The organism is Pseudomonas nitroreducens (genome assembly GCF_010994165.1).
Lineage (GTDB): Bacteria > Pseudomonadota > Gammaproteobacteria > Pseudomonadales > Pseudomonadaceae > Pseudomonas > Pseudomonas nitroreducens.
In genome coordinates this window covers 42,998-66,786 of sequence record NZ_WMBX01000002.1, presented here as the reverse complement: position 1 = coordinate 66,786, position 23,789 = coordinate 42,998, and the positions used below count along the sequence as shown (strand labels likewise).

The window sequence follows — 23,789 nt, the reverse complement described above, 5'->3', positions numbered from 1 at the left end:
AGGGGAATTTGAAAGTCAGGCGCGGGAGGACAGCATTGCCGGCAACGGGTAATGTCGCCCCATGACCAACACGCCCCCCACTCCCCAACTCATTCGCCTGCCCTACCGTGCGCCCTGGGACTGGCAGCAGTTCCACGAGCATTTCGCCCTGCGCAGCCTGACCGGCGTCGAATGCCTGTCGCCGCGCCGCTATGCCCGCAGTGTGCGCGTGGGCGGCGATATCGGCTGGTTCAGCGTTCGCCCGCGCGAAGACAGCGCCGAACTGGAACTGGACATTCACCTGGCGCCGCAGCATGCGCAACCGCTGGCGGCGCGGGTGAGCAAGATGTTCGACCTGGCCAGCGACCCACTGCAGATCGCCGAGCACTTCCAGGCCGACCCGCTGCTCGCCCCGCTGCTACTGCAGGCGCCCGGCCTGCGCCTGCCCACCGCCTTCGACCCGTTCGAGCAGGCCGTGCGCGCCATCGTCGGCCAGCAGGTCACGGTGAAGGCCGCCGTCACCATCGTCGGACGCCTGGTGCAGCGCCTGGGCGAAGCGTTGCCCGGCGATTGTGAAGGCCAGCCAACGCGGCTGTTCCCCCCCCCCGAGGCCCTGGCCGAAGCTGACCTAGCCGGCATCGGCATGCCCGGCAAGCGCGTGGAGACATTGCAGCGCTTCTCCGCCGCCTGCGCCAGCGGCGCGCTGGAATTGCACGTGAACGACGGCGCCGACGACCTGGTACAGCGCCTCTGCGCCCTCCCCGGCATTGGTCCGTGGACGGCGGAGTACGTCGCCCTGCGCGCCTTCGGCGATCCGGACGCCTTCCCCGCCGCCGACCTGGGCCTGCTCAAGTCGCCGGTGTGGGGCGCGGAAGGCATCACCGCCCGCGAGCTGCAACGTCGCGCCGAAGCCTGGCGGCCGTGGCGCGCCTATGCCGCCGTCTATCTGTGGCACGCCTATTCCCAGGTCGGCCGCACCGGAGGATGACCATGCACTACCGTTACCACGACAGCCCCACCGGCCGCCTGCTGCTGGCCGGCGACGAAGGCGGCCTGAGCATGCTCTACATGGACCTGGAGGTGCGCCATTACCCTCAGCCGGACTGGCGCGAAGGCAGCCCGCTGCTGGACGACGTGGCGCGTCAGCTGGACGAATATTTCGCCGGCAAGCGCCAGCGCTTCGACGTGAAGCTGAACACCGGTGGCACCGAGTTCCAGCGCCAGGTCTGGCAGGCGCTGCTGGAGATTCCCTACGGCTATACCACTGTCTATGCGGAACTGGCGCGGCGGATCGGCCGGCCCAAGGCCATCCGCGCGGTGGGCGCGGCCAACGGTGCCAACCCGATCAGCATCATCGTTCCCTGCCACCGGGTGATCGGCAGCAACGGCAGCCTCACCGGCTACGCCGGCGGCCTGCCGCGCAAGGAATTGTTGCTGCGCCTGGAGGGCGCGCTGGAAAAGGCCTAGAAATCGAAGGAGGTCTGTGCGGCCTGCGGATCGACGTAGCCTTCCAACGCCAGCATGCGCATCTTCGAGCCGCTACCACCGGGTGCGGAGAAGCCACCGGTCTTGCCGCCGCTGGCAAGCACACGGTGACAGGGAATGATCAACGGGATCGGATTGGACCCCATCGCTTGCCCCACCGCGCGGGACAAGCCGACATCGCCCAGGCGCCGGGCGATCTCGCCATAGGTCGTGGTCTCCCCACGGCCCAGCTGGAGAATGTCGTCGTAGACGCGGCGGTGGAAATCGCTCTGGCCGGACAGGTCCAGCGGCAAGCTCTCGAACGACACCGCTTCGCCCTGCGCATAACCGAGGATCAACCGGCGCGCTTCATCGATGAATGCAGGCCATTGGGCAGTCTCGGTGCCGAGCTTGTCGAAGCGCTCGCGCACGCTGTGCACGGAGTCCCCCGGCAGATAGGCGCGCGTGATTCCCTGCGGGCTCCAGGCGAGCCCGAACCAGCCGAGGTCTGTTTCGATCAGGCAGTAATGCATCGAACGAGTCTCCATCGCGGCGCCTTATCCCGCAACCCTTTCCGCCTTCAGCACGACATCGCACCAACGGCGCAGCTCGTCGCCGATGGCACTCGCCGGATCGCCTCGACGTTCGAAAGCCCACCACAGCTGCGCACCCTGCCACTGGCAGGCCATCAGCCGGCCGAGAATCGGCTGCCGTTGCGGATCATCGCTCAATCGCCGCCCCAATGCCGCGGCCAACGACGCGCCCCATCGTGCACCTCGTTCACGAAGCACTGGATCGCGCATGTCCTCGCGCAGGATCAGCAACCCTTCCGCGTAATCGGTCTCACCCTCGCCCACCGGAAACATCGCCACCAGCATCTGAATCGCGCCTTCCGGGCTCAACTCGGTGCTCTCGTCGAGTCGGGCGGTCTGCTCATCCAGTTGGTCCCAGGCGCGCAGCAACACGGCGCGGAGGAAATCCGCCTTGGTCGCGTAGCGCTGCACCAGTGTCGCGGCGCAAAGCCCGACCTCGCGGCCCACGGCGGCGAAGGTCACCGCCTCCGGTCCTGCGCGCACCATCAGCTGCATGGCGGCGTCGAGTATCGCTGCGTCGCTTACTGTCTTGGTTCGAGCCATGCCAATCTCTTTTATAAATGAACATTCATTTATATATTGGCACAAAGCTTATCCAGGGAAACGCAACATGGCCAGAATTCTCGGCTACATCGCCACCAGCCTCGACGGCTTCATCGCAACGCCCGAACACGGGCTGGACTGGCTGTTCAGGCATGACCAGCTGCAGTTGGGCGAACATGACTACACCCTGTTCCTCCAGCGCATCCGCACCGTGGTCATGGGCCGCGCGACCTACGACTTCCTCGCGGCCGACCCCGGCCCCTGGCCCTATGGCGCAAAGCGCGTGCTGGTGGTGACCTCGCGCCCCATCGACGACCCGAAGGACCCGCTGGAAACCCGCAGCGATGTCGACGCGCTGATCGGGGAACTGCGCGCATTGGAAGATGGCGACGTATGGATGCTCGGCGGCGGCCAGCTGCAGATGGCCTTCCTGGAGCGCGGGGCACTGGATGAGCTGGAGATCTATGTGATGCCGGAGATCATCGGCGGCGGTTTTGCGCTATTCCCCGCCACCGGGCTGCGGGTGTCGCCGACGCTGCTGTCGGCCAAGGTGATCGAGCCGGGCTGCGTGCGGATGCATTACCGGTTCGACTGAAGCTGTCGACCTGCAGGAGCGTTCCATGGGCGCTATCGCGAACATGGCCCGCCCCTGCGGGAGTCGGGATGGCGCTCAGACCCGCACGTTGCCGCGCGGCCCTGCCACCGCCCAGATGATCAGGCCGAGAACCGGCAGGATGACGATCACCAGGATCCAGATGATCTTCATCGGCATCTCGGCGTTGCTTTTCACCACGTTGATGATCGCCCAGATATCCAGGGCAAAGATGATCAGGCTGATCAGGCCACTGAGGGTCGAGCCCATTTGGAAGATCCTTCTATGAGAATGTCGGCCTGATCAGCATAGCTGCCCGCGCCGCAGCGGCGCGGGCGTGCATTCAAGGCAGGGGTCAAACCCGCGCCGGGTCGATCAGCGCGAAGCTTGCCACCGTGTCGTGGCCTTCCAGTCCCCCACCCTCGCGGGCCAGGCCGATGGTCTGCAGGCCGGCCTGCTGCGCGGCATCCAGCTCCTGGACGATGTCGGAGAGGAAGAGGATGTCTTCGCCCGGCAGACCGATGGCGGCGGCGATGCGGCGGTAGGACTCCACCTCGCGCTTGGGTCCGCTGGTGGTGTCGAAGTAGCCGGAAAACAGCGGCGACAGGTCGCCCGCCTCCGAGCAGCCGAAGATCAGCTTCTGCGCCTGGATAGAGCCGGAGGAATAGACGTACAGCCGGTAGCCCTCGGCGTGCCAGTGGCGCAGCGCGTCGACGGCGTCCGGGTAGACATGGCCCTTGAGCTGGCCGGCGCTGTAGCCCTGCTCCCAGACCATGCCTTGCAGTGCCTTGAGCGGCGTGGCCTTGCGGTCTTCGGCGATCCAGCCGAGAAGGATTTCGATGCAGCGTTCGGTGTCGGCGTTCGTCTCACCACTGTCGGCGCGCACGGCGGCGAGTTGCTCGGCCACGGCCGGCTCGTCGGCATGCCCACGCACGAAGTCCGGCAGGTGCGCGGCGGCATAGGGAAAGAGCACGTCGAAGACGAAGCTGACCGCGCTGGTGGTGCCTTCGATGTCGGTGAGGATGGCTTTGATGGGCATGGGGACTCCAAAAGCCCGCCTTTAACCCAGGCGGGATGACATGTAGGACCGAGGGGGACGCCCAGTCCTTGCTCGCGAACCGCATGGAACCGAGTGGGCCGGCAACACTGTTCGCGAGCAAGCTCGCTCCTACGAAGAGCAGGAAACAGCCTACCCTCCCCGGCTAAGGAGAGATCAGTCTTCCAGCAACGGAAACCGCTTGGCGATCTCGTCGCCGGTGAATTTCGCGACCCAGCCTTCGGCATTGTTGAACAGGCGGATGGCCACGAAGTGCGGGCGCTCGCCCATGTCGAACCAGTGGCGGGTGCCGGCGGGCACCGAGATCAGGTCATTCTTCTCGCACTGCACGGCGTAGACGTGATCCTCGATGTGCAGGGTGAACAGCCCGCGGCCGGCGACGAAGAAGCGTACCTCGTCCTCGCCATGGCGATGTTCATCGAGGAACTTGGCGCGCAGTTCATCCTTTTGCGGATGATCGGCGGTCAGGCTGACCACGTCGACGGTGACGTAGCCCTCCTCCTCCTGCAGGCGACGGATCTCGTGCTGGTAGGCGGCGATCACCTCTTCCTGGCTGGCGCCGGGAACGATGGGGGCATTCGCCGCCCAGCGCTGGAAGCGCACGCCCAGCTCGCCCAGGGTGGAAGCGATGTCCTCGGCGTGGGTCAGCAGTTTCAGCGGCTGCTCGGGGTTGGATTCGTGGTAGACGGTCAGGCTGCTCATGGTCGTTGTCCTTCTGGGCTTTTTCTCAAAAGCGGGCCGGGTTCGCTCAGCGCGTGCCGCCGCGAAGGCTCAGTACTTTCAGTTCGCATTCGAAGAGGAATTCGAAGGCTTCGATCTGGCGCAGGGCATCGGCCATGCGTGGCCCCCAAGTGTACAGTCCGTGGCCACGGATCAGGTAACCGGGGCAGTCCGGATGCTCATCGAGCCAGGGCTGCACCTTGGCCGCCAGCCGGGCGATGTCCTGGTCGTTATCGAAGATCGGCACGGTCACACGGCCTTCGTGGGTACTGACGCCGGCAAAGGCCTTCTGCAGTTCGTAGTCTTCCAGCTCCAGGCGGTCACCCACGGTCAGGCGCGACAGTACGGTGGCATTGACCGAATGAGTGTGCAGCACCGCGCCGATCTCCGGGCGCCAGGCGTAGAGCTGGGTGTGCAGCAGGGTTTCCGCCGAGGGCTTCTTGCCCGGTTCCAGGCTGTTGCCGGCGAGGTCGGTTTCCAGCACATCGTTCTCACCGAGTTGGCCCTTGTGCTTGCCCGAAACGGTGAGCAACGCACGGTCGGCGGCCAGGCGCGCGGAATAGTTGCTGCTGGTGGCCGGCGACCAGCCACGGCCATAGAGGAAACGGCCGGCCTCGATGATCTGTTGGGTCAGCTGTTCACGGGTGTCGTTCATGCGGGTCCTCGTTCAGACGGGTCCAGATGATGAAGGCGGCAGCCAGCGCAGCCACGCTGGCGATGGCAAAGGTCCAGGCCGGCCCAAGGCTACCCCAGCTGTAGCCGGAGTAAAGCGCGCCGAGCGCGCCACCGGTGCCGGCCAGCGCGGCGTACAGCGCCTGGCCCTGCCCCTGCTGGCGAGCCTGGAAGCTGCGCTGGACGAAATGAATGGCGGCGGCGTGGAAGCTGCCAAAGGTCGCCGCGTGCAGCAACTGGGCAAACAGCAGCACCGGCAGGTGCCCGGCCAACGTTCCCAGCAGCAGCCAGCGCAAGGCCGCCAGCAGGAAGCTCGCCACCAGCACCTGGCGCAGCGAGAAGCGCTTGAGCAGGCGCGGCATGACCAGGAACAGCAGCACCTCGGCCACCACCCCCAGCGCCCAGAGCTGGCCGATCAGCCCGCGGGCGTAGCCAAGCGACTCCAGGTGCAGGGTCAGGAAGGTGTAGTACGGACCGTGGGACAGCTGCATCAGGCACACGCACAGGTAGAAGGCGAGCACGCCGGGCTTGAGCAGTTGCTGGAGAAAACCGCCCGCGCTGGCCTCATCCTGCCGCGCCGGCGGCTGGGCATTCGGCACCCACCAACTGGCGCCGACGATGCCGAGCATGATCGTCAGCAGCGCCAGCGGATAGGCGTCCAGGCTGGCGAACTCGAACAGCCAGCCCAGGCCGACCACGGTACAGATGAAACCGATGGAACCCCACAGGCGGATGCGGCTGTAGCTCTCGGTGCGCCCGCGCAGGTGCGCCAGCGTGATCACCTCGAACTGCGGCAGTACCGCGTGCCAGAAGAACGCGTGCCCGGCCATGATCAGCGCCAGCCACGCATAGCTGTGACCGAGGAAGATGCCGGCGAAACACAGCGCCGTGCACACCGCGCCGAAGCGCACGATGGCCAGCCGCTGGCCGCTGCGGTCGCCCAACCAGCCCCACAGGTTGGGGGCGATGCAGCGCATCAGCATGGGGATCGCCACCAGTTCGCCGATGCGTGGCGCAGAGAACCCCAGGTGATGGAAATACAGCGCGAGGAACGGCGCCGTCCCACCCAGCAGGCAGAAGTAGAAGAAGTAGAAACTGGACAGCCGCCAGTAGGGAACCTGAGTCATCGGCGGCGAATATCCGACGCTCCCGCCACCTGATCAGGCCGGCGGGAGCGCCAGGTCACTCAAAGCTGGCCAAGGACCGGTGTACCGACCTTTACGTCGGCGTTCTGCGCGCGGTGGCGCAGCAGGTGGTCAAGCAGCACGATGGCCATCATCGCCTCGGCGATGGGCGTTGCGCGGATGCCCACGCAGGGGTCGTGGCGGCCTTTGGTAATGACGTCCACCGGGTTGCCGTCCACATCGATGGAGCGGCCCGGGGTGGTGATGCTGGAGGTTGGCTTGAGCGCCAGGTGGGCAATGATCGGCTGGCCGCTGGAAATGCCGCCAAGGATGCCGCCGGCATTGTTCGACAGGAAGCCTTCCGGGGTCAGTTCGTCGCGGTGCTCGGTGCCGCGCTGGGCAACACTGGCGAAGCCGGCGCCGATTTCCACGCCCTTCACCGCGTTGATGCTCATCAGCGCATGGGCCAGTTCGGCATCCAGGCGGTCGAAGATCGGTTCGCCCAGGCCCGGCGGCACGCCTTCGGCGACCACGGTGATCTTCGCGCCGACCGAATCCTGGTCACGGCGCAACTGGTCCATGTAGGCCTCCAGCTCCGGGACCTTGTCCGGATCGGGGCTGAAGAAGGCGTTGTCTTCGACGCTGTCCCAGGTCTTGAAGGGGATGTCGATCGGGCCGAGCTGGCTCATGTAGCCGCGCACGCTGATGCCCATGCCCGCCAGGACCTTCTTGGCGATGGCGCCAGCGGCCACGCGCATGGCGGTCTCGCGCGCCGAGGAACGGCCGCCGCCACGGTAGTCGCGGATGCCGTACTTGTGGTGGTAGGTGTAGTCGGCGTGGGCCGGGCGGAACAGGTCCTTGATCGCCGAGTAGTCCTTGGACTTCTGGTCGGTGTTGCGGATCAGCAGGCCGATCGGGGTGCCGGTGGTCTTGCCCTCGAACACGCCGGAGAGGATTTCCACCTCGTCGGCTTCCTGGCGCTGGGTGGTGTGGCGGCTGGTGCCGGGCTTGCGGCGGTCCAGGTCGCGCTGCAGGTCTTCCAGGGAAATCTCAAGGCCGGGCGGGCAGCCGTCGACGATGGCGACCAGCGCCGGGCCGTGGCTTTCGCCAGCGGTGGTGACGGTGAACAGCTTGCCGTAGGTGTTGCCGGACATGCGAGGCTCCGCGAAAAGACTGGTATCGAAAAGGCCGAGCAGTATACCTGCGTCAATCCGCCCTGCGAACCTTCGCCGCCCGCGAGGATCAAAGCGCCATCAGCCCCATCGCGAAGTCTTCGATGCGCCGTCTCGCCCTGCTCCTCTTCTGTTTCGTCACCAGCATCGCCCAGGCCGCCCCCACCAGCATCCTGCAGCGTCCCTATGATCTGGATACCGGCCACGGCGTGCTGCGCGGGACGATGCTGCTGCCCCAGGGCGATACCCCTCCGCCAGTAGCACTGCTGATCGCCGGCTCCGGCCCCACCGACCGCGACGGCAACAACCCCGAGGGCGGACAGAACGCCTACCTGCGCAAACTGGCCGAGGCCTTGGCGGAAAACGGCATTGCCAGCGTACGCTACGACAAGCGCGGCGTGGCCCGCAGCCTGCCGGCCGCGCCGCGTGAGGAAGAGCTCAGCGTCGAAGCCTACGTCAGCGACGTGATGGCCTGGAGCGACAAGCTGGCCCACGACCCGCGCTTCGGCCGGCAGATTCTCATCGGCCACAGCGAGGGCGCGCTGATCGCCAGCCTCGCCGCGCCGCAAACCCACGCCGAGGCGCTGGTTTCCCTGGCCGGCAGCGCCCGCCCGATCGGCGACGTATTGCGCGAGCAGTTGCAAGCCCGCCTGCCGCCGCCCCTGCTCGCCCAGGCTGACCAGTTGATCGACGGTCTGCAGGCCGGGCAGTTGCAGCCACGGGTGCCGGAGCCCCTGAAGGTGCTGTTCCGCCCCAGCGTGCAACCCTACCTGATCTCGCTGTTCCGCCAGGACCCGGCCCGCGCCTTCGCCGAGTTGAAATTGCCGACGCTGGTCCTGCAGGGCACCAACGATATCCAGGTCGGCGTCGAGGATGCGCAGGCGCTCAAGCGCGCCAAGCCCGACAGCGACTTCCATCTGATCTCGGGGATGAACCATATCCTGCGGATCGTTCCGACCAGCGGTCCGCAGCAGCTCGCCTCCTACAACAACCCCAACCTGCCGCTGGCCCGTGAGCTGGTGCAGCGCATCACGACTTTCATCCAGCACGCGCCGAGCCTGCCCGGCAGTACGCTTGCCGAAAATGCGCCCGGATCTGGAGCGAACGTCTCAAGAAATCCGCCGGTGCGTCGATAAACCACGGGAGAGCCCTGGCCACGCCCGCCAGGCCCCGAGGTAGACCCCATGACCGAAGCCGAACAGACAGCCGTCGCCGCCGACGAGAGCGCCGCCGCCCGCCCGCATCCCTGGGCGGACCTGGCGCCGGAACACTATCGCCTGCTGCGCCTGGCGCCGCTGCCCACCGACCGCACCACTGGCGCGCGGCCGCTGCGCTTCGTGCAACTGGGCCGGGTGGAACGCCACAACGGCGAGCAGAGCCTGCTGCGGCTGACCGTACAGGTGCCCGGCCAGGTGCTGCGCAAGGAAGTGAACCTGCTGGAGGTCTGGGCGGACCACCGCAACAAGGAAGTGCGCTTCGGCGCCGACTCGGGCTTCACCACCGAACCGCTGAACCGCGGACTGGGGCGATTCCTGCTGGCCCAGGGAGTGGCCTGGGCGAAAAAGAAGTGGTCGCACTACCGTGTCGAGGGTGGCGCGCTGGCGATGAAGGACGCACCCAACGAAGAGGCCCGGCAGCGCCGCGACCACTTCCTGCGCGCCCAGGGCTTCGACGTGATCTACGAGGATTCGCGGCTGCTGAAGGCGCGCTACAGCGTCGGCCGGGTCAGCGAGCTGTACGACGACTGGCACAAGGACAAGGTGCAGATAGTCCCGCTGCTGGAAGCCAGCTCGATGCTGGAACAGGCTGACCAGAACCTCGCCACCCAGTCCAACGAGATTCGCCGGCTGGAGCAGCGCATCGAGACCTTCCGCCGCGACGACACCAGCCTGCGCTTCACCATCGCCTGCCTGACGGTGTTCGCCGTGTTCCAGGCGGGACTGCTGATCTGGATCGCCACGCACTAGCGTGCATGCGCCGCCGACCGATCGGCGCGGCCGGTGGGCAACCGCGGACGAAGTCCGCTCCTACCCAAAGCCGACCTCCGCGATGGGCTGAGTCCCACGCCGAAGCATTCTTTTGTAGGAGCGAGCCTGCTGGCGAACCGGCCAGGCGCCGGACCAACCGGTAAATCCATTCGCGAGCAAGCTCGCTCCTGCAGATTCAGCCCACCCTTGGAGCGGATCAGGCCTTTACCCGCGCCCTGAACAGCTCCTGATGCTCGCGGCATTGCTGCGCCGAGAGCAGGAATACCCCGTGGCCACCGTACTCGAAGTCGAGCCAGGTGAAGTCCACTTCCGGGTAGAGCGCCGCCACGTGCACCTGGCTGTTGCCCACCTCCACCACCAATGTGCCGCGCTCGGTCAGGTGGTCCGCCGCCTCGGCCAGCATGCGCCGCACCAGGTCCAGGCCGTCGTTGCCGCAGGCCAGGCCCAGCTCCGGCTCGTGGCGGTACTCGGCGGGCATGTCGGCGAAGTCTTCGGCGTCGACATAGGGAGGGTTCGACACGATCAGGTCGAAACGCTGGCCCGGCAGGCCTTCGAAGCCGTCACCCTGCACGGTGTAGACGCGCTCGCCCAGCTCGTGGCGCTCAATATTGATATTGGCCACTTCCAGGGCATCGAACGACAGGTCGCCCAGCACCACTTCGGATTCCGGGAAGGCGCTGGCGCAGGCGATGCCGATGCAGCCCGAGCCGGTGCACAGGTCGAGGATTCGTGCAGGGTCGGCCGCCAGCCAGGGCTCGAAGCGACGTTCGATGAGTTCGGCGATGGGCGAGCGCGGCACCAGCACGCGCTCGTCCACCACGAAGGGCATGCCGCAGAACCAGGCCTCACCCAGCAGGTAGGCAGTCGGCACACGCTCCTCGATGCGTCGGCGCAGCAGGTGCATCAGGTATTCGCGCTCCTCGTCCTCGAGGCGGCAATCCAGGTAGGCGTCGGCCATTTCCCAGGGCAGATGGAGCGCGCCCAGCACCAGTTGGCGGGCCTCATCCCAGGCGTTGTCGGTACCGTGGCCAAAGAACAGTTCCTCGGCGTGGAAGCGGCTGACGGCCCAGCGGATGTGGTCACGCAGGGTCAGCAAACGAGATTCGGTCACGGCAGCAGTCCTCGCAGCTCGCAAAAAGGGGCGCATTCTAGCGGAATGCGGACACTCCGGGGGCTTTCCAGCCCGTTCCGCCACAGAATGCCATTACCACTTTGGCGCGAGTTCGCAAAGATTCACAGCGGACGCGTTACGGCCCACAATGAGTGAACATGCATTTACAGGAGTCGTGACATGTCCCTTCCGCTCAGCATGCTGCAGATCAGTGGGCGCGGATATCCGCCGGCCACCCTGCGCCAGAGCACTCTGTTGATCATCGATGCCCAGGAGGAGTACCGCAGCGGCGTACTGGCCCTGCCTGACCTGGATGCCGCGGTGGCGCAGATTCGCCTGCTGCTGGAGACGGCCCGGGCCATGGGCACTCCCATTGTCCACGTACACCACCTGGGCGTGGTCGGCGGCCTCCTCGACCCTCAGGGCCCGCGCGGCCGCTTCCTGCCCGAACTGGCGCCGCTGCCGGGCGAGGTGGTGGTGGACAAGCGCCTGCCCAACGCCTTCGCCGGCACCGACCTGCATGACCGCCTGCAGGCCGGCGGCCGCCTGGACCTGATCGTCTGCGGGTTCATGACCCACTCCAGCATCAGCACCACCGTCCGCGCCGCCAAGGACTACGGCTACCGTTGCACCCTGGTGGATGCCGCCTGCGCCACCCGCGACATTCCCACCCCCGAAGGCGGCGTGCTCGCCGCGCGCGACCTGCACCGCGCCGAAATCGCCGCCCTGGGCGACAACTTCGCCGCCGTGGTCGCGCAAGCCCAGGCGCTGGTCTGAAGCCATTCGTCCCGACGGGCGGCAACGACAAGCACCCGGGGTTAGGCTCAGCTTAGGCGCGATAGCCCGCGAACCCGCTCACCCAGCGGGTTCGCCGCGCTTCCCGCCCCTGGGGTTGGAACCCCACCCCTCCCCACCGGTCATAGCCTCGTTCAATAGATGAGGAAGTCGGGATGAAGATGACCGATAAATTCGATCCACCCAGCCTGCGCCCGAAGCGTCCGGGTCGCTGGCGCTGGCGCTTCGCCGCCGCGATCGCCGCGGTAATCGCCACCTTGGGCATCCTGTCCGCCATGGCCGGCGTCGCCGCCCTGCTCCGCCGCCAGCCCGCGGTGGGCGTACTGCACATCGAACCGGGAGCCGGCGCCGTGCTGCTGGTAATCGGACTGTTCTGTCTGTGGCTGGGCGTCACATTCTGGCGCGCCGCGCGCCGCCGCGCCCGTGGCCGTGAAGGCCTGAGCCTGTCGCCCCGGCTGATGAAGCGCCGCGACTGATCCCCGCACGGCGCATTTCCGCAGGACCGGCGCGATCCGTTAGACTGCGCGGCTGTTTGAGGAGGTGCGCATGCAAGACGACGATTTTTCCCAATTCGCCAGCGAAATGCGCGGCGTCAGACGGATCACCGTGGACCAGGCCGACACCGGTAAACCCAAGGCCGACCGCAAGCAGCTCAAGGAGCTGCGACAGAACGCGACCGTACGCACCGAGAACATCCGGGTCGACGGCCTCTCCGACCAGTTCGTCATCGACGTCGGCCCCGAGGACGAACTCTACTGGGCCCGCGACGGCGTCCAGGAAGGCCAGATACGCAAGCTCAAGGCCGGCCAGATCAGTTTCGAGGGCAGCCTCGACCTGCACGGCATGAAGATCGAAACGGCCCGCGAAACCCTCTGGGACTTCATCGCCGAAGCCACGCGCTTCGAGATCCGCTGCGTCCGCGTTACCCACGGCAAGGCGGCGCGCGTCGACGGCCGCAGCCCGATGGTGAAGAGCCATGTGAACACCTGGCTGCGCCAGCACCCGCAGGTACTCGGCTTCACCTCCTGCCTGCCGCGCCACGGCGGTACCGGCGCCATCTACGTGATGCTGCGCCGCAACATGCTCGAAGGCCGCGACGAGTAAAAGCCCTGCCCCCGGCTAGCACTCGCGTCCGGCGACAATCCGCCTGCCATAACGCGCCAACCGGCGCTCGGGCCTTGCCAGCCAAGGCTGAGCGCCCTACCCTGCGCCACGGTTTTTATTTTTGTCATTGCCACAGGTAGATCATGTCCCTGGAACAAAACTACTCCGCGATCCTCAGCCAGCTCGGTGAGGACGTCACCCGCGAAGGCCTGGTGGACACGCCCAAGCGCGCCGCCAAAGCCATGCAGTACCTTTGCCGCGGCTACCAGCAGACGCTGGAGGAGATCGTCAACGGCGCCCTGTTCAGCTCCGACAACAGCGAGATGGTGCTGGTCAAGGACATCGAGCTCTACTCGCTGTGCGAACACCACCTGCTGCCGTTCATTGGCAAGGCCCACGTGGCCTACATCCCCAACGGCAAGGTGCTGGGGCTGTCCAAGGTGGCGCGCATCGTCGACATGTACGCCCGCCGCCTGCAGATCCAGGAAAACATGTCGCGGCAGATCGCCGAGGCGGTCCAGCAGGTCACCGGCGCGCTGGGCGTGGCCGTGGTGATCGAGGCCAAGCACATGTGCATGATGATGCGCGGCGTGGAGAAGCAGAATTCCTCCATGGTCACCTCGGTGATGCTCGGCGAGTTCCGCGAGAACGCCGCCACCCGCAGCGAGTTCCTCAGCCTGATCCGCTGACAGCCGCCGTCATGAAAAAACCGGCCCTCGGGCCGGTTTTTTGTGCCTGTGAATCGCTGCAATCAGCGCGTGTAGTAACCCACCGCAACGAGGTAATGGCCGGCCTTGCGCAGGAAGGCGTGCTTGTTCTCCACCTTGCTGGTCACCGGGTTGCGCCACTGGTACTCGAATTCCGCCTCGCCCTTGGACTTGGCCAGTTCCAGCATGGCGTGGCCGATCGGGTTGCCGCCCGGGTCCTTCAGCGAATCGAAGTCCGTGCCGACCATCCGCGTATTGAAGCCATGGGCAACGAATTTCGACGTATCCAGGTCGACAACGAAGACGTAGAGGTCATCCTGGATAAATGCGGGATCGCGCGCGGTGATCTTCTTGAAGGTGTCCTGCGGATCGGCCTCGACGGCCTTCACCGCCTTGTCCAGCATGGCCGCCGCCTGCTGCGCCGACGCGCGCGGGATGTAGTAGCCCACCGCGAGGAAGCGCTCACCCACACGCTGGTAATAGACGTGCTTGCGCTCGACCTTGCCGTCCGCCCAGTTCTTCCAGCGGTAGTCGGCCTGTTGCACCTTGCCTGTCTCCGGCGATTTCAGCGCCTGCGCAAACTGCTTCTGCAATGACGGATCGAGTGTGGTCGACACATCCCGATCGATCAGCACCACCGATGGCCCGCCGCTGGCAAGCATGGTGCCCTTGCTGTCCACGACGAACACATACAGGTCCCCGTCGATGAACTCGCCCTGGCGGCTGAACGCAGCGAAGGCCTTGTCGCCCTCCTGCTTGTAGGCGGCCACCGCCTTGGACAGCAACGCCTTGGCGCGCTGGTCGTCCGTTGGCGAGGTCGTCGGCTGGGCGGCGAACAATGGGAAGGATGAGAGGAAAGAAAGCAGCAGCAGTGACTTCAACAGCGTCTTCATGCGCGAATACCCCCGTGGCATTGCTTGTAGTTGTGCACAGAGCATAGCCAGCCGAAGGGGATTCGCGTCGGCATTCACCGCCGAAGTGACTGAAAATTCAGCCGAAGAATCGCTTCATCGAGCGCGACAGCCAGCCACCGTGGCTCTGGTCGCGGGTCAGCTCGTGCATGCTGGCCATCACCGACTCCACGTAGTTGGCGTCGTCATTACGGATATGGTTGAACAGCCAGCGTCCGAGCAGGCCCTTGAGTTCCTCGGCGACGTCCTCGCCGGCGTCGAAGCGCAGGCGGTAGTCGGAAACGCGCTTGATGAAGAGTTCGTGGACCTTCTTGTGCGCACGGGTGAACTGGTAGCCGGAATCCTCCAGCAGCGTCTCCTCGAAGGCGAAGTGCGAGATGGTGTAGTCGACCAGTTCCTCGATCACGCCGCCGAGCATGGCTCGGTCGTGATGGGCCTGGGCCTCGTGCAGCTGGTTGATCATTTCGACGATGCGTTTGTGCTGCGCGTCGATCACTCCGATCCCGGTGTCGAGATCCGCCTGCCAGACCAGATAGGCCATCTTTCCCCTCCCCACGCCGGGCGACGACACTGCCTGCCGCTCGCGCCCGGCCACATCGGTACGTCCCGCATGGCAGCCCGTCCAGATTAGGGAGGGCGACAAAACGCCGCCATGATGCCGGTCAACCCCAAAGTACCGAAATCAGCGGTTTAGAGCGGCTTTTCGGACTTATCTGATGGCAAATTGCCTGTTTTCGCTTCGCACAAAGCGAAACTTTGCCAGGAGCAGACTCCGTTCGCGAGTGCTATCCGGCCACCTCGAATCGACGAGAAAACGATCGCGGACCGAATCCGCTTCCGCATCATTGGGTCTGCCAACGAAAAACGCCGCTTCGAGGGAAGCGGCGTTTTCAATGGCCGGGCGGGATGATCAGTCCTGCATCGCCACGTGCCGCGGATGGTCGGCCACCCGCGCCAGCCAGGCATTGATGGCCGGGAAGTTCGACAGGTCGAAGCCGCCCTGGTGCGCCACATGGGTGTAGGCATACAGGGTGATGTCGGCGATGGAGTACTGGTCACCCACCAGGTAAGGCGTCTGCTGCAGCTGCTTTTCCATCACTTTCAGCGCCTTGTAACCGCCCTTCTGGCAGCGCACATACTCCTCGCGGCGCTCTTCGGGCAGGCCCAGGTAGAACTCGATGAAACGCGCCACCGCCACGTAGGGCTCATGGCTGTATTGCTCGAAGAACTGCCATTGCAGCACCTGGGTGCGCAGGCGCGGTTCACGTGGCAGGAGATCGCTGCCATCGGCGAGGAAGTTGAGGATGGCGTTGGACTCCCACAGGCAGGTGCCATCTTCCAGCTGCAGCACCGGCACCTTGCCGTTGGGGTTCATCGCCAGGAACTCGGCGGTCTGCGTCTCGCCCTTGAGGATATCGATCTCGCGCCACTGGTAAGGCAGGCCGAGCAGGTGCAGGGCCAGCTTGACCTTGTAGCAGTTGCCGGACAGTCGATCGCCGTAGACGGTGTACATGCTCATCTCCTCATTGGGCCTGGGCTTCGCGGATGACCGTCGCCAGACGGCGCAAACCTTCGCCGGCACGTTCCGGCGCCACGTGGCTGAAGTTAAGCCGCAAATAGCCGGGATTGGCATCCGGTTGCGTGAAGAAAGGCTCGCCCGGCATGAAGGCCACGTTCTGCGCCAACGCCGCGTCCAGCAGTGTACGGGTATCCAGCGGCTGCTTGAGCTTGAGCCAGAAGAACAAGCCGCCCTGGGGCACATTCCACTCCGCCAGCTCGGCGAAATGCTCTTCCAGCTGCTGCTGCATGGCGTCGCGGCGAATGCGATAGAAATCGCGCAGCTCGGCCAGGTGGCCGCGATAGGCCTCGGTGCCGAACCACTGCAGTGCCTGCCACTGGCCGACGCGGTTGGTGTGCAGGTCGGCGGACTGCTTCAGGCGCAGCAGGTGCGGGAACAGGTCCGGCGTGGCGATCAGGAAGCCCACGCGCAGCCCCGGCAGCAGCGTCTTGGAGACGGTACCGGTGTAGATCCAGCTGGATTTCTTCAGGCGACTGACCAACGGAGTCGCGGCGCCCGCATCGAACACCAGCTCGCGGTAAGGCTCGTCCTCGATCAGGGTCACGCCGAACTCGTCGAGCACGGCGGCCACTTCATCGCGGCGTTGCTCGCTGTAGCGCACGCCGGACGGGTTCTGGAAAGTCGGGATCAGGTAGGCGAAGGCCGGCTTGCTGGCCTGCAGGCGCTGGCGCAGCGCGGCGACATCCGGGCCTTCGGCGCCCAGCGGCACGGTCAGGCAGTTCGCGCCGAACAGCTGGAAGGCCTGCAGCGCAGCAAGATAGGTCGGCGCTTCGAGCAATACCTCGGTACCCGGATCGATGAACAGCTTGCTGGCCAGGTCGAGCGTCTGCTGCGAACCGCTGACGATCAATACCTGGCTCGCTTCGCAGGGCACGCCCAACGCTCGCGCCTCGGCGGCGATGGCCTCGCGCAGCGCCGGCTCCCCTTCGCTCATGCCGTACTGGCCCATGCTCACCGGCATGTCGTCCCAATTCACCTTCGGCAACATCGGCTCGGCGGGCAGGCCGCCGGCAAAGGACATCACCTCCGGGCGCTGCGCCGCGGCGAGGATTTCACGGATCAGAGAGCTTTTCAGTCGGGCGATGCGTTCGGAGAAGGCCATGGGGGTCACCGGTAGCGGGAGCACGGAAGAATGAGTCAAACTGCTTGACCGAAGCTACGACGCCCGGGATGGATACGTCAATATGCCTGACCTAACAAAAAACAGCCTGCAACTCGAAGCGATCCAGGCCTTCTTCTACAGCTACCGGGCCTTCACCGCGAAACCCGACGAGATGCTCGCCCGCCGCGGGCTGAGCCGGGTGCACCACCGCATCCTGTTCTTCATCGCGCGTAATCCGGGGCTGAGTGTCAGCCAACTGCTGGCCGCCCTGGGCGTGACCAAGCAGGCACTGAACCTGCCGCTGCGTCAGTTGCTCGAGCGCGAACTGATCAGCAGTGAGGCCTGCGGCAACGACAAGCGCAAGCGGCGGCTGGGGCTGACCGCTGAAGGCGGCAAGCTGGAAAAGGCCCTGCGCCGCGAGCAGGACCGCCTGCTGCAGCGCGCCTTCGGCGAGGCCGGGGAAGAAGCGGTGAAAGGCTGGCTGGCGGTGAACCAGGCCATTGCCCGCTCGCCGGACGATTAGCGGGCGGCCCGCTCCTGCTCGCCGGCGGAGCGCAGGAAAATCAGCGCCAAGGGGATGGTGTTGATGATCGACAGCAAGGTGCCAAAGGCGAACAGTACGATGCTCGCCAGGCAGATGCCGCTCACGACGTCGAACCAGCCCATGACCTTCACCGAGGTGAACGGCAGCTGGATCTTCAGCACACGGATGCCATACCAGAGCTGCACCAGGCCGCTGGGCAGGTACATCATCATGAAATACACCGTCGCGTTGCTCTGGCGCGAGCCGGTCAGGTCGACGTCGAAAAGCATGGAAAACACCTGCATCACCACGGCGATGACGATGAGAATCCACATTGGCCAGCGGAGCCCGCGGGCCGCGAATCGATCCTCAAGCAGACGCGTGCTGCGCCAGGCCAGAAAACACCCCAGCAGCATACTCAGCGCACCCAGCCACTCCTCATACGGCATCAGGAACTTCGGGCCACCCGGCAGGCGAGCGACCATGCCGATACCGATCAGCGTCAGGTCCGTCAGCAGCAGAGCAAGCGTGAGTCCCGCCAGCAGCCGCAGCTTGCCGGACGACCAGTCGCCGACGAGGAAAGGCGTGGGCGCGCGCGTGTCGACCAACTCCACCTGCGGCGCGGCGTATGGGTTCTGCTCCATGAACGGCTGACTCCTGTCTGTCGGGAGTGTGCAACATACTGCGGGCATGCGGGCCGTGCCAGCGATGCCGCCACTGTACGGGCCACTCGGCCACTGGCTGTTATGGGACAGCCCTGCGTTGGCAGGATTAGTCTGGCCCTACAATTAGACCGGTACTCCGCCATGCCCCTCGAACTCCTCGGCGCCTTCGTGCTGTTCGCCTTCGTCACCTCCATCACCCCCGGCCCCAACAACATGATGCTGCTGGCCTCGGGCGTGAACTTCGGCGTGCGCCGGACCATCCCGCACATGCTCGGCATCAGCATCGGCTTCCTGCTGCTGGTGGTCGCCGTGGGCCTGGGCCTGCACCAGCTGTTCGAGCGTTTCCCGGCGACCTACACGGCGCTGCGCTATGCCGGTGGCGCCTACCTGCTCTACCTGGCATGGAAGAGTGCCCGCTCCGGCGCGCCCGAAGCGAAGGGTGAGAACGCCGCCAGACCCATGACCTTTCTCCAGGCAGCCGCCTTCCAGTGGGTCAACCCCAAGGCCTGGGTTATGGCCGTCGGCGCCATCGCCACCTACCTGCCGGCCAACAGCTGGATCGGCAATGTCGTGCTGATCGCCACCCTGTTCGCCGTGGTCAACCTGCCCAGCGTGGGCGTCTGGACCATACTCGGCAGCCTGCTGCGGCGCTGGCTGGAAGACCCACTGCGGCTGCGCCTGTTCAATGTCGGCATGGCCGCCCTGCTGGTAGCCTCGCTCTACCCGCTATTCACCCGCACCTGATGGAAGTTCGTGCATGACTGACACTACTCCCGCCGCCGCGCCCTTGCGCCCGCTGGCCGATTCATCTCCCGCCGCCATCGTTGCCGGGTTCGTCGCCATGCTTACCGGCTACACCAGCTCGCTGGTGCTGATGTTCCAGGCCGGCCAGGCGGCGGGGCTGACCACCGCGCAGATTTCTTCGTGGATCTGGGCGCTGTCCATCGGCATGGCGCTGACCACCATCGGCCTCACCCTGCGCTACCGCACCCCCATCGTCATCGCCTGGTCCACCCCCGGCGCGGCGCTGCTGATCAGCAGCCTGCCCGGCGTGCCGTATGGCGAGGCCATCGGCGCGTTCATTGTCTGCGCCGCGCTGATCACGATCTGCGGCGTCACCGGCAGCTTCGACCGCCTGATGCGCCAGGTGCCCGGCTCGCTGGCCTCGGCGCTGCTGGCCGGCGTGCTGTTCCGCATCTGCATCGAGATCTGCAACGCCGCGCAGCAGCAGACGGCGCTGGTGGTGGCGATGTTCGTCAGCTACCTCGTCGCCAAGCGTCTTTCGCCACGTTACGCGGTATTCGCTGCGTTGCTGGTTGGCGTCGCCCTGGCCGGTTTCCTCGGCCTGCTCAACTTCAGCCACTTCCAGCTGGAGATCGCCCGTCCGGTGTGGACGACGCCGAGCTTCTCCCTGGCCGCCACCATCAGTATCGGCATCCCGCTGTTCATCGTCGCCATGGCCTCGCAGAACATGCCGGGACTCGCCGTACTGCGCGCCGACGGCTACCAGGTGCCCGCCTCGCCGCTGATCTCCACTACCGGCATCGCCTCGCTGCTGCTGGCGCCCTTCGGCTCCCACGGCATCAACCTGGCGGCCATCAGCGCGGCGATCTGCACCGGCCCGGAAGCCCACGAGAACCCGCACAAGCGCTACACCGCCGCGCTCTGGTGCGGGCTGTTCTACGGCATCGCCGGCATCTTCGGCGCCACCCTGGCAGCGCTGTTCGCCGCGCTGCCCAAGGCGCTGGTGCTGTCGATCGCCGCGCTGGCGCTGCTTGGTTCGATCACCAATGGCCTGACCAACGCGATGGCCGATGCGCGCCAGCGCGAAGCGGCGATGGTCACCTTCCTGGTCACAGCCTCCGGTTTCACCCTGTTCTCCGTGGGTTCCGCCTTCTGGGGATTGGTTGCAGGCCTGCTGACACAGCTGGTACTGAACTGGCGTCGTTCCGCGTAAGACCCTTCTGCTAGCATGCGGGCGTTTGCCCGAACCGGATCGCCCGCATGCTGCACACCCTGGCCGTCGCCAATTACCGCTCGATCAACTCGCTGGTGCTGCCGCTGGGCCGGCTGAACCTGATCACCGGCGCCAACGGCAGCGGCAAGTCCAACCTCTACCGTGCCCTGCGCCTGCTCGGCGAGACCGCTCAGGGCGGCGTGGTGAATGCACTGGCGCGCGAAGGCGGGCTGGAATCCACCTTCTGGGCCGGGCCGGAGACCCATTCCAGGCGCATGCGCACAGGCGAGGTGGAAGTCCAGGGCGGCCCGCGCAACGAAGTGAAGCGCCTGCGCCTGGGCTTCGCCGGCGAGGACTTCGGTTACGCCATCGCCCTCGGCCTGCCGCCCCCGCCGGTGGTCAGCGCCTTCGGCCTGGACCCGGAAATCAAGCACGAAAGCATCTGGGCCGGCCCCTGGTATCGCCCCGCCTCGCAACTGGTGGAACGCAACGGTCCGATGCTGCGTGCCCGCGAAGGCCGCAGCTGGCAGGTGCTGGAGCAGCACATCCCGACCTTCGACAGCCTGTTCACCCAGATCGGCAGTGGCTCGGACTGCCCCGAAGCACTGCTGCTGCGCGAGCAGATTCGCGGCTGGCGCTTCTACGACCACTTCCGCACCGACGCCGACGCCCCCGCACGCCAGCCGCAACTGGGCACCCGCACGCCGGTGCTGCACCACGACGGCCGCGACCTGGCCGCCGCGCTGCAGACGATTCGGGAAATCGGCGATGCCAATGCCCTGGAAGCCGCCATCAGCGACGCCTTCCCAGGCGCCGAACTACAGATCGATTGCCAGCTTGGCGGGCGCTTCGCCGTCGCGCTGAAACAGCACGGGCTGCTGCGGCCCCTGAGCGCGGCGGAACTCTCCGACGGTACGTTACGCTACCTGCTGCTGGTGGCCGCCCTGCTCACTCCGCGGCCGCCGTCGCTGATGGTGCTCAACGAGCCGGAAACCAGCCTGCACCCGGACCTGCTGCCCGCGCTGGGACGGTTGATCATCGCGGCGTCGAAACACACCCAGGTCTGGGTCGTGTCCCACGCCAGCCGGCTGATCGCCACGCTGGAGGAACACCCCGAGTGCAATTGCCTGCACCTGGACAAGGAACTGGGCCAGACGCGCATCCGCGACCAGGGCATGTTCGATACCCCGGCGTGGCATTGGGCGGATTGAGCTCGGAGTCAGGCAACGATATGGCGTAGGAGCGACGGGAAAACAATCGCGGATGGAGTCCGCTCCTGCGCTCACGAGAACAATGGACACCCGATGGCGGGTGCGGTAGCGGATCAGGCAGGCGCCTGCTCCGCGGCTGTCTTCGCCACGCCGCGGCTGACCCACCAGCCGAACAGACCAGCAGTGAAGAACATCAGCACGCCGTAGATCGCCGCCGGAATCGCCATGGTGCTGTTGTTCAGCAGCATCGGGCTGAGCGCCAGGGCAATGGCCAGGGTGCCGTTGTGGATGCCGATCTCCATGCCGATGGCGATGGACTGCGGCTTGGACAGCTTGAGCAGGCGTGGCACCCAGTAACCCACGGCGAGGCTCAGCAGGTTGAAGCTCAGGGCGGCCGCGCCAACGATGGGGGCGTAGGTCAGGAAGGTCTGCCAGTCCTTGGTCACGGCCACGCCGATGATCACCGCCAGCAGCAGCGCCGAGAGGATCTTCACTGGCTTCTGCAGCGCCGCCGCCACGCTCGGCAGCAGGCGCCGCACGATCATGCCGATGGCGACCGGTCCCAGGACGATGACGAACACCTGCAGCACCTTGCCGAATTGCAGCGGAATGGTCTGGCCATCGTTCATGAAATAGAGCAGAGACATGTTGACGATCAGCGGCATGGTGAGGATGGCGATCACCGAGTTCACCGCGGTCAGCGTGATGTTCAGCGCCACGTCACCGTGGGCCAGGTGGCTGTAGAGGTTCGCGGTGGTGCCGCCGGGGGATGCGGCGAGCAGCATCATGCCCACCGCCAGTGCGGCTTCGAGGGCAAAGCCGACGGTAATGAGGAAGCACGCCAGGGGCAGCAGGATGATCTGGCAGACCAGGCCAATGAGCACCGGCTTGGGATAGCGCACCACGCGGGCGAAGTCGGCGACGGTCAGGGACAGGCCGAGGCCCAGCATGATGATGCCCAGGGCAATGGGCATGAAGAGCGTCAGCAAGGGATCGTTGGTCATTGTCATTATTCTCCAACTGGGGTGGGCCGATTGTTTCGGCCTCTTGGGCGCTTGTAACTGGCCTTGCAGGCCAAAACCACTTCATCCTGTAACAGAATGCAAAGTCTTGTTGCGAACGGGTCGGGATCGTCGGCGGGTACGCTTTTTGTAGGAGCGAGCTTGCTCGCGAACCGCCCAGCGCCGAATCGGCTGGTAAATGCGCTCCTACAGGTGATTCATGAAGTAATAGGACTGGGAACACCCTCTCCCTGAAGGGAGAGGGATTCGTCCTCCGCCACATTCAGTTCGTCGCTCACCTGACACCGTTTCGGTTACATGAAACGGGGGACGAGGCGGCTAAACGGGCGTGTCACCCGCATGCCGAACAGCCCCCTCTCCCTTCAGGGAGAGGGTTGGGGAGAGGGAACACTCGAACGCACCGCTCCCCCGAATCGATCAGATCGCCGTGGCCCCGCCATCCACCGGCAGCGCAATGCCCGTGGTGAAGCCGGCGTGGTCGCTGCACAGGTACAGCACCGCACTGGCGATTTCCTCGACGCGCCCCACACGGCCCACCGGATGCATGGCAGCGGCGAACTCGGCCTTCTTCGGGTCGGCCTCGTAGGCACGGCGGAACATGTCGGTGTCGATCACCGCCGGGCAGACGGCGTTGACGCGGATTTTCTTCTTCGCGTACTCGATGGCGGCGGACTTGGTCAGGCCGATCACCGCATGCTTGGAGGCGGCGTAGATGCTCATCTTCGGCGCGGCGCCCAGGCCAGCGACCGAGGCGGTGTTGACGATGGCGCCGCCGCCCTGCTCCAGCATCACCGGGATCTGGTGCTTCATGCACAGCCAGACACCCTTGACGTTGACGCCCATGATGGCGTCGAACTCGCTCTCCTCGCCGTCGGCCAGCTTGCCCTTCTCGATCTCGATGCCGGCATTGTTGAAGGCGTAGTCCAGGCGGCCGTATGCGGCCACGGTGCCTTCCACCAGCGCCTTGACCTCGGCGTCGCGGGTCACGTCGCAACGGATGAAGGTGGCCTCGCCACCGGCGGCGCGGATCAGCTCGACGGTAGCTTCGCCGCCCTTGGCGTCGACGTCGGAAACCACGACCTTCACACCCTGCTGGGCAAAGGCCTGGGCGGTGGCGCGGCCGATACCGTTACCGGCGCCAGTGACCAGGGCAACCTGGCCGGAAAGCAGCTGACTCATGAGCGAACCTCGAAGCGGT

General features: G+C 65.8%; 29 protein-coding genes. 13 read left to right on the top strand and 16 right to left on the bottom strand.

The genetic code is table 11. The features are described from left to right. Window positions 1–61 precede the first annotated feature (61 nt). Together GJV37_RS08310 and GJV37_RS08305 are read left to right on the top strand one after the other, a co-directional pair. Window positions 62–967 carry a DNA-3-methyladenine glycosylase family protein gene (locus tag GJV37_RS08310; protein WP_193452321.1) on the top strand — a complete coding sequence of 302 codons (906 nt, stop codon included), beginning with the start codon at window positions 62–64 and terminating at the stop codon, window positions 965–967. 2 nt (window positions 968–969) lie between these two features. Then, entirely contained in the window at window positions 970–1,446 is a 477-nt protein-coding gene (locus GJV37_RS08305; protein WP_024765436.1) for a methylated-DNA--[protein]-cysteine S-methyltransferase, read from the top strand. Here the strand turns inward: GJV37_RS08305 and GJV37_RS08300 are convergent. Continuing rightward, window positions 1,443–1,976: a methylated-DNA--[protein]-cysteine S-methyltransferase gene (locus GJV37_RS08300; RefSeq protein WP_240157938.1), complete on the bottom strand. Its 534-nt coding sequence runs from the start codon at window positions 1,974–1,976 to the stop codon at window positions 1,443–1,445. The genes GJV37_RS08305 and GJV37_RS08300 overlap by 4 nt on opposite strands. Before the next feature lie 24 nt (window positions 1,977–2,000). Then, a complete protein-coding gene (locus GJV37_RS08295) occupies window positions 2,001–2,579 on the bottom strand; it encodes a TetR family transcriptional regulator (protein WP_169887881.1) in 579 nt (192 codons plus the stop codon). A gap of 67 nt (window positions 2,580–2,646) precedes the next feature. On the opposite strand from GJV37_RS08295, the gene GJV37_RS08290 reads away from it, so the two are divergent. Further along, on the top strand, window positions 2,647–3,174 hold the full coding sequence (locus GJV37_RS08290; RefSeq protein WP_084359166.1) for a dihydrofolate reductase family protein: 528 nt from the start codon (window positions 2,647–2,649) through the stop codon (window positions 3,172–3,174). Window positions 3,175–3,249: 75 nt separating this feature from the next. Here GJV37_RS08290 and GJV37_RS08285 read toward each other — a convergent pair whose 3' ends face one another. From GJV37_RS08285 to aroC, 6 genes are all read right to left on the bottom strand, one after another. After that, window positions 3,250–3,441, bottom strand: a complete 192-nt coding sequence (locus GJV37_RS08285) for a PLDc N-terminal domain-containing protein (RefSeq protein WP_024765432.1) — start codon at window positions 3,439–3,441, stop codon at window positions 3,250–3,252. An 85-nt stretch (window positions 3,442–3,526) separates the two neighbouring features. Further along, window positions 3,527–4,210, bottom strand: a complete 684-nt coding sequence (gene mtnC, locus GJV37_RS08280) for an acireductone synthase (protein ID WP_089285847.1) — start codon at window positions 4,208–4,210, stop codon at window positions 3,527–3,529. A gap of 174 nt (window positions 4,211–4,384) precedes the next feature. Further along, on the bottom strand, window positions 4,385–4,930 hold the full coding sequence (locus tag GJV37_RS08275; RefSeq protein ID WP_024765430.1) for a 1,2-dihydroxy-3-keto-5-methylthiopentene dioxygenase: 546 nt from the start codon (window positions 4,928–4,930) through the stop codon (window positions 4,385–4,387). A 46-nt stretch (window positions 4,931–4,976) separates the two neighbouring features. Next, on the bottom strand, window positions 4,977–5,603 hold the full coding sequence (locus GJV37_RS08270; protein ID WP_084359789.1) for a methylthioribulose 1-phosphate dehydratase: 627 nt from the start codon (window positions 5,601–5,603) through the stop codon (window positions 4,977–4,979). Next, window positions 5,587–6,747 carry an MFS transporter gene (locus GJV37_RS08265; RefSeq protein ID WP_065327609.1) on the bottom strand — a complete coding sequence of 387 codons (1,161 nt, stop codon included), beginning with the start codon at window positions 6,745–6,747 and terminating at the stop codon, window positions 5,587–5,589. The genes GJV37_RS08270 and GJV37_RS08265 overlap by 17 nt, the downstream gene beginning before the upstream one ends. 59 nt (window positions 6,748–6,806) lie before the next feature. Further along, window positions 6,807–7,898, bottom strand: a complete 1,092-nt coding sequence (gene aroC, locus GJV37_RS08260) for a chorismate synthase (RefSeq protein WP_169887882.1) — start codon at window positions 7,896–7,898, stop codon at window positions 6,807–6,809. 122 nt (window positions 7,899–8,020) lie between these two features. Between aroC and GJV37_RS08255 the strand changes: the two genes are divergently transcribed. Together GJV37_RS08255 and GJV37_RS08250 are read left to right on the top strand one after the other, a co-directional pair. Beyond that, window positions 8,021–9,052, top strand: a complete 1,032-nt coding sequence (locus GJV37_RS08255; protein ID WP_170860188.1) for an alpha/beta hydrolase — start codon at window positions 8,021–8,023, stop codon at window positions 9,050–9,052. Between the two features lie 48 nt (window positions 9,053–9,100). After that, window positions 9,101–9,883 carry a hypothetical protein gene (locus GJV37_RS08250; protein ID WP_170860189.1) on the top strand — a complete coding sequence of 261 codons (783 nt, stop codon included), beginning with the start codon at window positions 9,101–9,103 and terminating at the stop codon, window positions 9,881–9,883. A gap of 217 nt (window positions 9,884–10,100) precedes the next feature. Here the strand turns inward: GJV37_RS08250 and prmB are convergent, their stop codons facing one another. Further along, window positions 10,101–11,015 (bottom strand): 50S ribosomal protein L3 N(5)-glutamine methyltransferase, encoded by a 915-nt coding sequence (prmB, locus tag GJV37_RS08245; protein ID WP_170860190.1) that lies wholly within the window; start codon window positions 11,013–11,015, stop codon window positions 10,101–10,103. Between the two features lie 180 nt (window positions 11,016–11,195). Between prmB and GJV37_RS08240 the strand changes: the two genes are divergently transcribed. The 4 genes from GJV37_RS08240 to folE all read left to right on the top strand — a co-directional run bounded on the left by GJV37_RS08240 (window position 11,196) and on the right by folE (window position 13,603). Further along, a complete protein-coding gene (locus GJV37_RS08240) occupies window positions 11,196–11,792 on the top strand; it encodes a cysteine hydrolase family protein (protein ID WP_024765423.1) in 597 nt (198 codons plus the stop codon). A gap of 173 nt (window positions 11,793–11,965) precedes the next feature. Then, a complete protein-coding gene (locus GJV37_RS08235) occupies window positions 11,966–12,286 on the top strand; it encodes a hypothetical protein (RefSeq protein ID WP_024765422.1) in 321 nt (106 codons plus the stop codon). Window positions 12,287–12,356: 70 nt separating this feature from the next. Then, window positions 12,357–12,914 carry a Smr/MutS family protein gene (locus GJV37_RS08230; RefSeq protein ID WP_054908448.1) on the top strand — a complete coding sequence of 186 codons (558 nt, stop codon included), beginning with the start codon at window positions 12,357–12,359 and terminating at the stop codon, window positions 12,912–12,914. A gap of 143 nt (window positions 12,915–13,057) precedes the next feature. After that, window positions 13,058–13,603 carry a GTP cyclohydrolase I FolE gene (gene folE, locus GJV37_RS08225; RefSeq protein WP_024765420.1) on the top strand — a complete coding sequence of 182 codons (546 nt, stop codon included), beginning with the start codon at window positions 13,058–13,060 and terminating at the stop codon, window positions 13,601–13,603. A gap of 62 nt (window positions 13,604–13,665) precedes the next feature. Here folE and GJV37_RS08220 read toward each other — a convergent pair whose 3' ends face one another. The 4 genes from GJV37_RS08220 to GJV37_RS08205 form a co-directional block, all read right to left on the bottom strand. Further along, window positions 13,666–14,514, bottom strand: a complete 849-nt coding sequence (locus GJV37_RS08220) for a cache domain-containing protein (RefSeq protein WP_024765419.1) — start codon at window positions 14,512–14,514, stop codon at window positions 13,666–13,668. Window positions 14,515–14,611: 97 nt separating this feature from the next. Beyond that, on the bottom strand, window positions 14,612–15,073 hold the full coding sequence (locus GJV37_RS08215; protein ID WP_024765418.1) for a bacteriohemerythrin: 462 nt from the start codon (window positions 15,071–15,073) through the stop codon (window positions 14,612–14,614). Between the two features lie 369 nt (window positions 15,074–15,442). After that, window positions 15,443–16,045 carry a glutathione S-transferase family protein gene (locus GJV37_RS08210; RefSeq protein WP_024765417.1) on the bottom strand — a complete coding sequence of 201 codons (603 nt, stop codon included), beginning with the start codon at window positions 16,043–16,045 and terminating at the stop codon, window positions 15,443–15,445. 10 nt (window positions 16,046–16,055) lie between these two features. Further along, on the bottom strand, window positions 16,056–17,213 hold the full coding sequence (locus GJV37_RS08205; protein WP_024765416.1) for an aminotransferase-like domain-containing protein: 1,158 nt from the start codon (window positions 17,211–17,213) through the stop codon (window positions 16,056–16,058). 82 nt (window positions 17,214–17,295) lie between these two features. Between GJV37_RS08205 and GJV37_RS08200 the strand changes: the two genes are divergently transcribed. Next, window positions 17,296–17,736, top strand: a complete 441-nt coding sequence (locus GJV37_RS08200; protein WP_024765415.1) for a MarR family winged helix-turn-helix transcriptional regulator — start codon at window positions 17,296–17,298, stop codon at window positions 17,734–17,736. Here GJV37_RS08200 and GJV37_RS08195 read toward each other — a convergent pair. Beyond that, entirely contained in the window at window positions 17,733–18,380 is a 648-nt protein-coding gene (locus GJV37_RS08195; protein WP_170860171.1) for a hypothetical protein, read from the bottom strand. The two genes, GJV37_RS08200 and GJV37_RS08195, sit on opposite strands and share 4 nt — an antisense overlap. A gap of 162 nt (window positions 18,381–18,542) precedes the next feature. Here GJV37_RS08195 and GJV37_RS08190 point away from each other — a divergent pair, with 162 nt between their 5' ends. The 3 genes from GJV37_RS08190 to GJV37_RS08180 are packed head-to-tail and all read left to right on the top strand — an operon-like array spanning window position 18,543 to window position 21,569. After that, on the top strand, window positions 18,543–19,145 hold the full coding sequence (locus GJV37_RS08190; protein WP_193452320.1) for a LysE family translocator: 603 nt from the start codon (window positions 18,543–18,545) through the stop codon (window positions 19,143–19,145). Between the two features lie 13 nt (window positions 19,146–19,158). Further along, window positions 19,159–20,358: a benzoate/H(+) symporter BenE family transporter gene (locus GJV37_RS08185; protein ID WP_024765412.1), complete on the top strand. Its 1,200-nt coding sequence runs from the start codon at window positions 19,159–19,161 to the stop codon at window positions 20,356–20,358. Between the two features lie 47 nt (window positions 20,359–20,405). After that, window positions 20,406–21,569 (top strand): AAA family ATPase, encoded by a 1,164-nt coding sequence (locus GJV37_RS08180; RefSeq protein WP_193452319.1) that lies wholly within the window; start codon window positions 20,406–20,408, stop codon window positions 21,567–21,569. A gap of 113 nt (window positions 21,570–21,682) precedes the next feature. Here the strand turns inward: GJV37_RS08180 and GJV37_RS08175 are convergent, their stop codons facing one another. Both GJV37_RS08175 and GJV37_RS08170 read right to left on the bottom strand, forming a co-directional pair. Next, window positions 21,683–22,573: a bile acid:sodium symporter family protein gene (locus tag GJV37_RS08175; RefSeq protein ID WP_024765410.1), complete on the bottom strand. Its 891-nt coding sequence runs from the start codon at window positions 22,571–22,573 to the stop codon at window positions 21,683–21,685. Between the two features lie 435 nt (window positions 22,574–23,008). After that, complete coding sequence (locus GJV37_RS08170) at window positions 23,009–23,770, bottom strand: SDR family oxidoreductase (protein WP_024765409.1); 762 nt, start codon at window positions 23,768–23,770, stop codon at window positions 23,009–23,011. Between the last annotated feature and the right edge of the window lie 19 nt (window positions 23,771–23,789).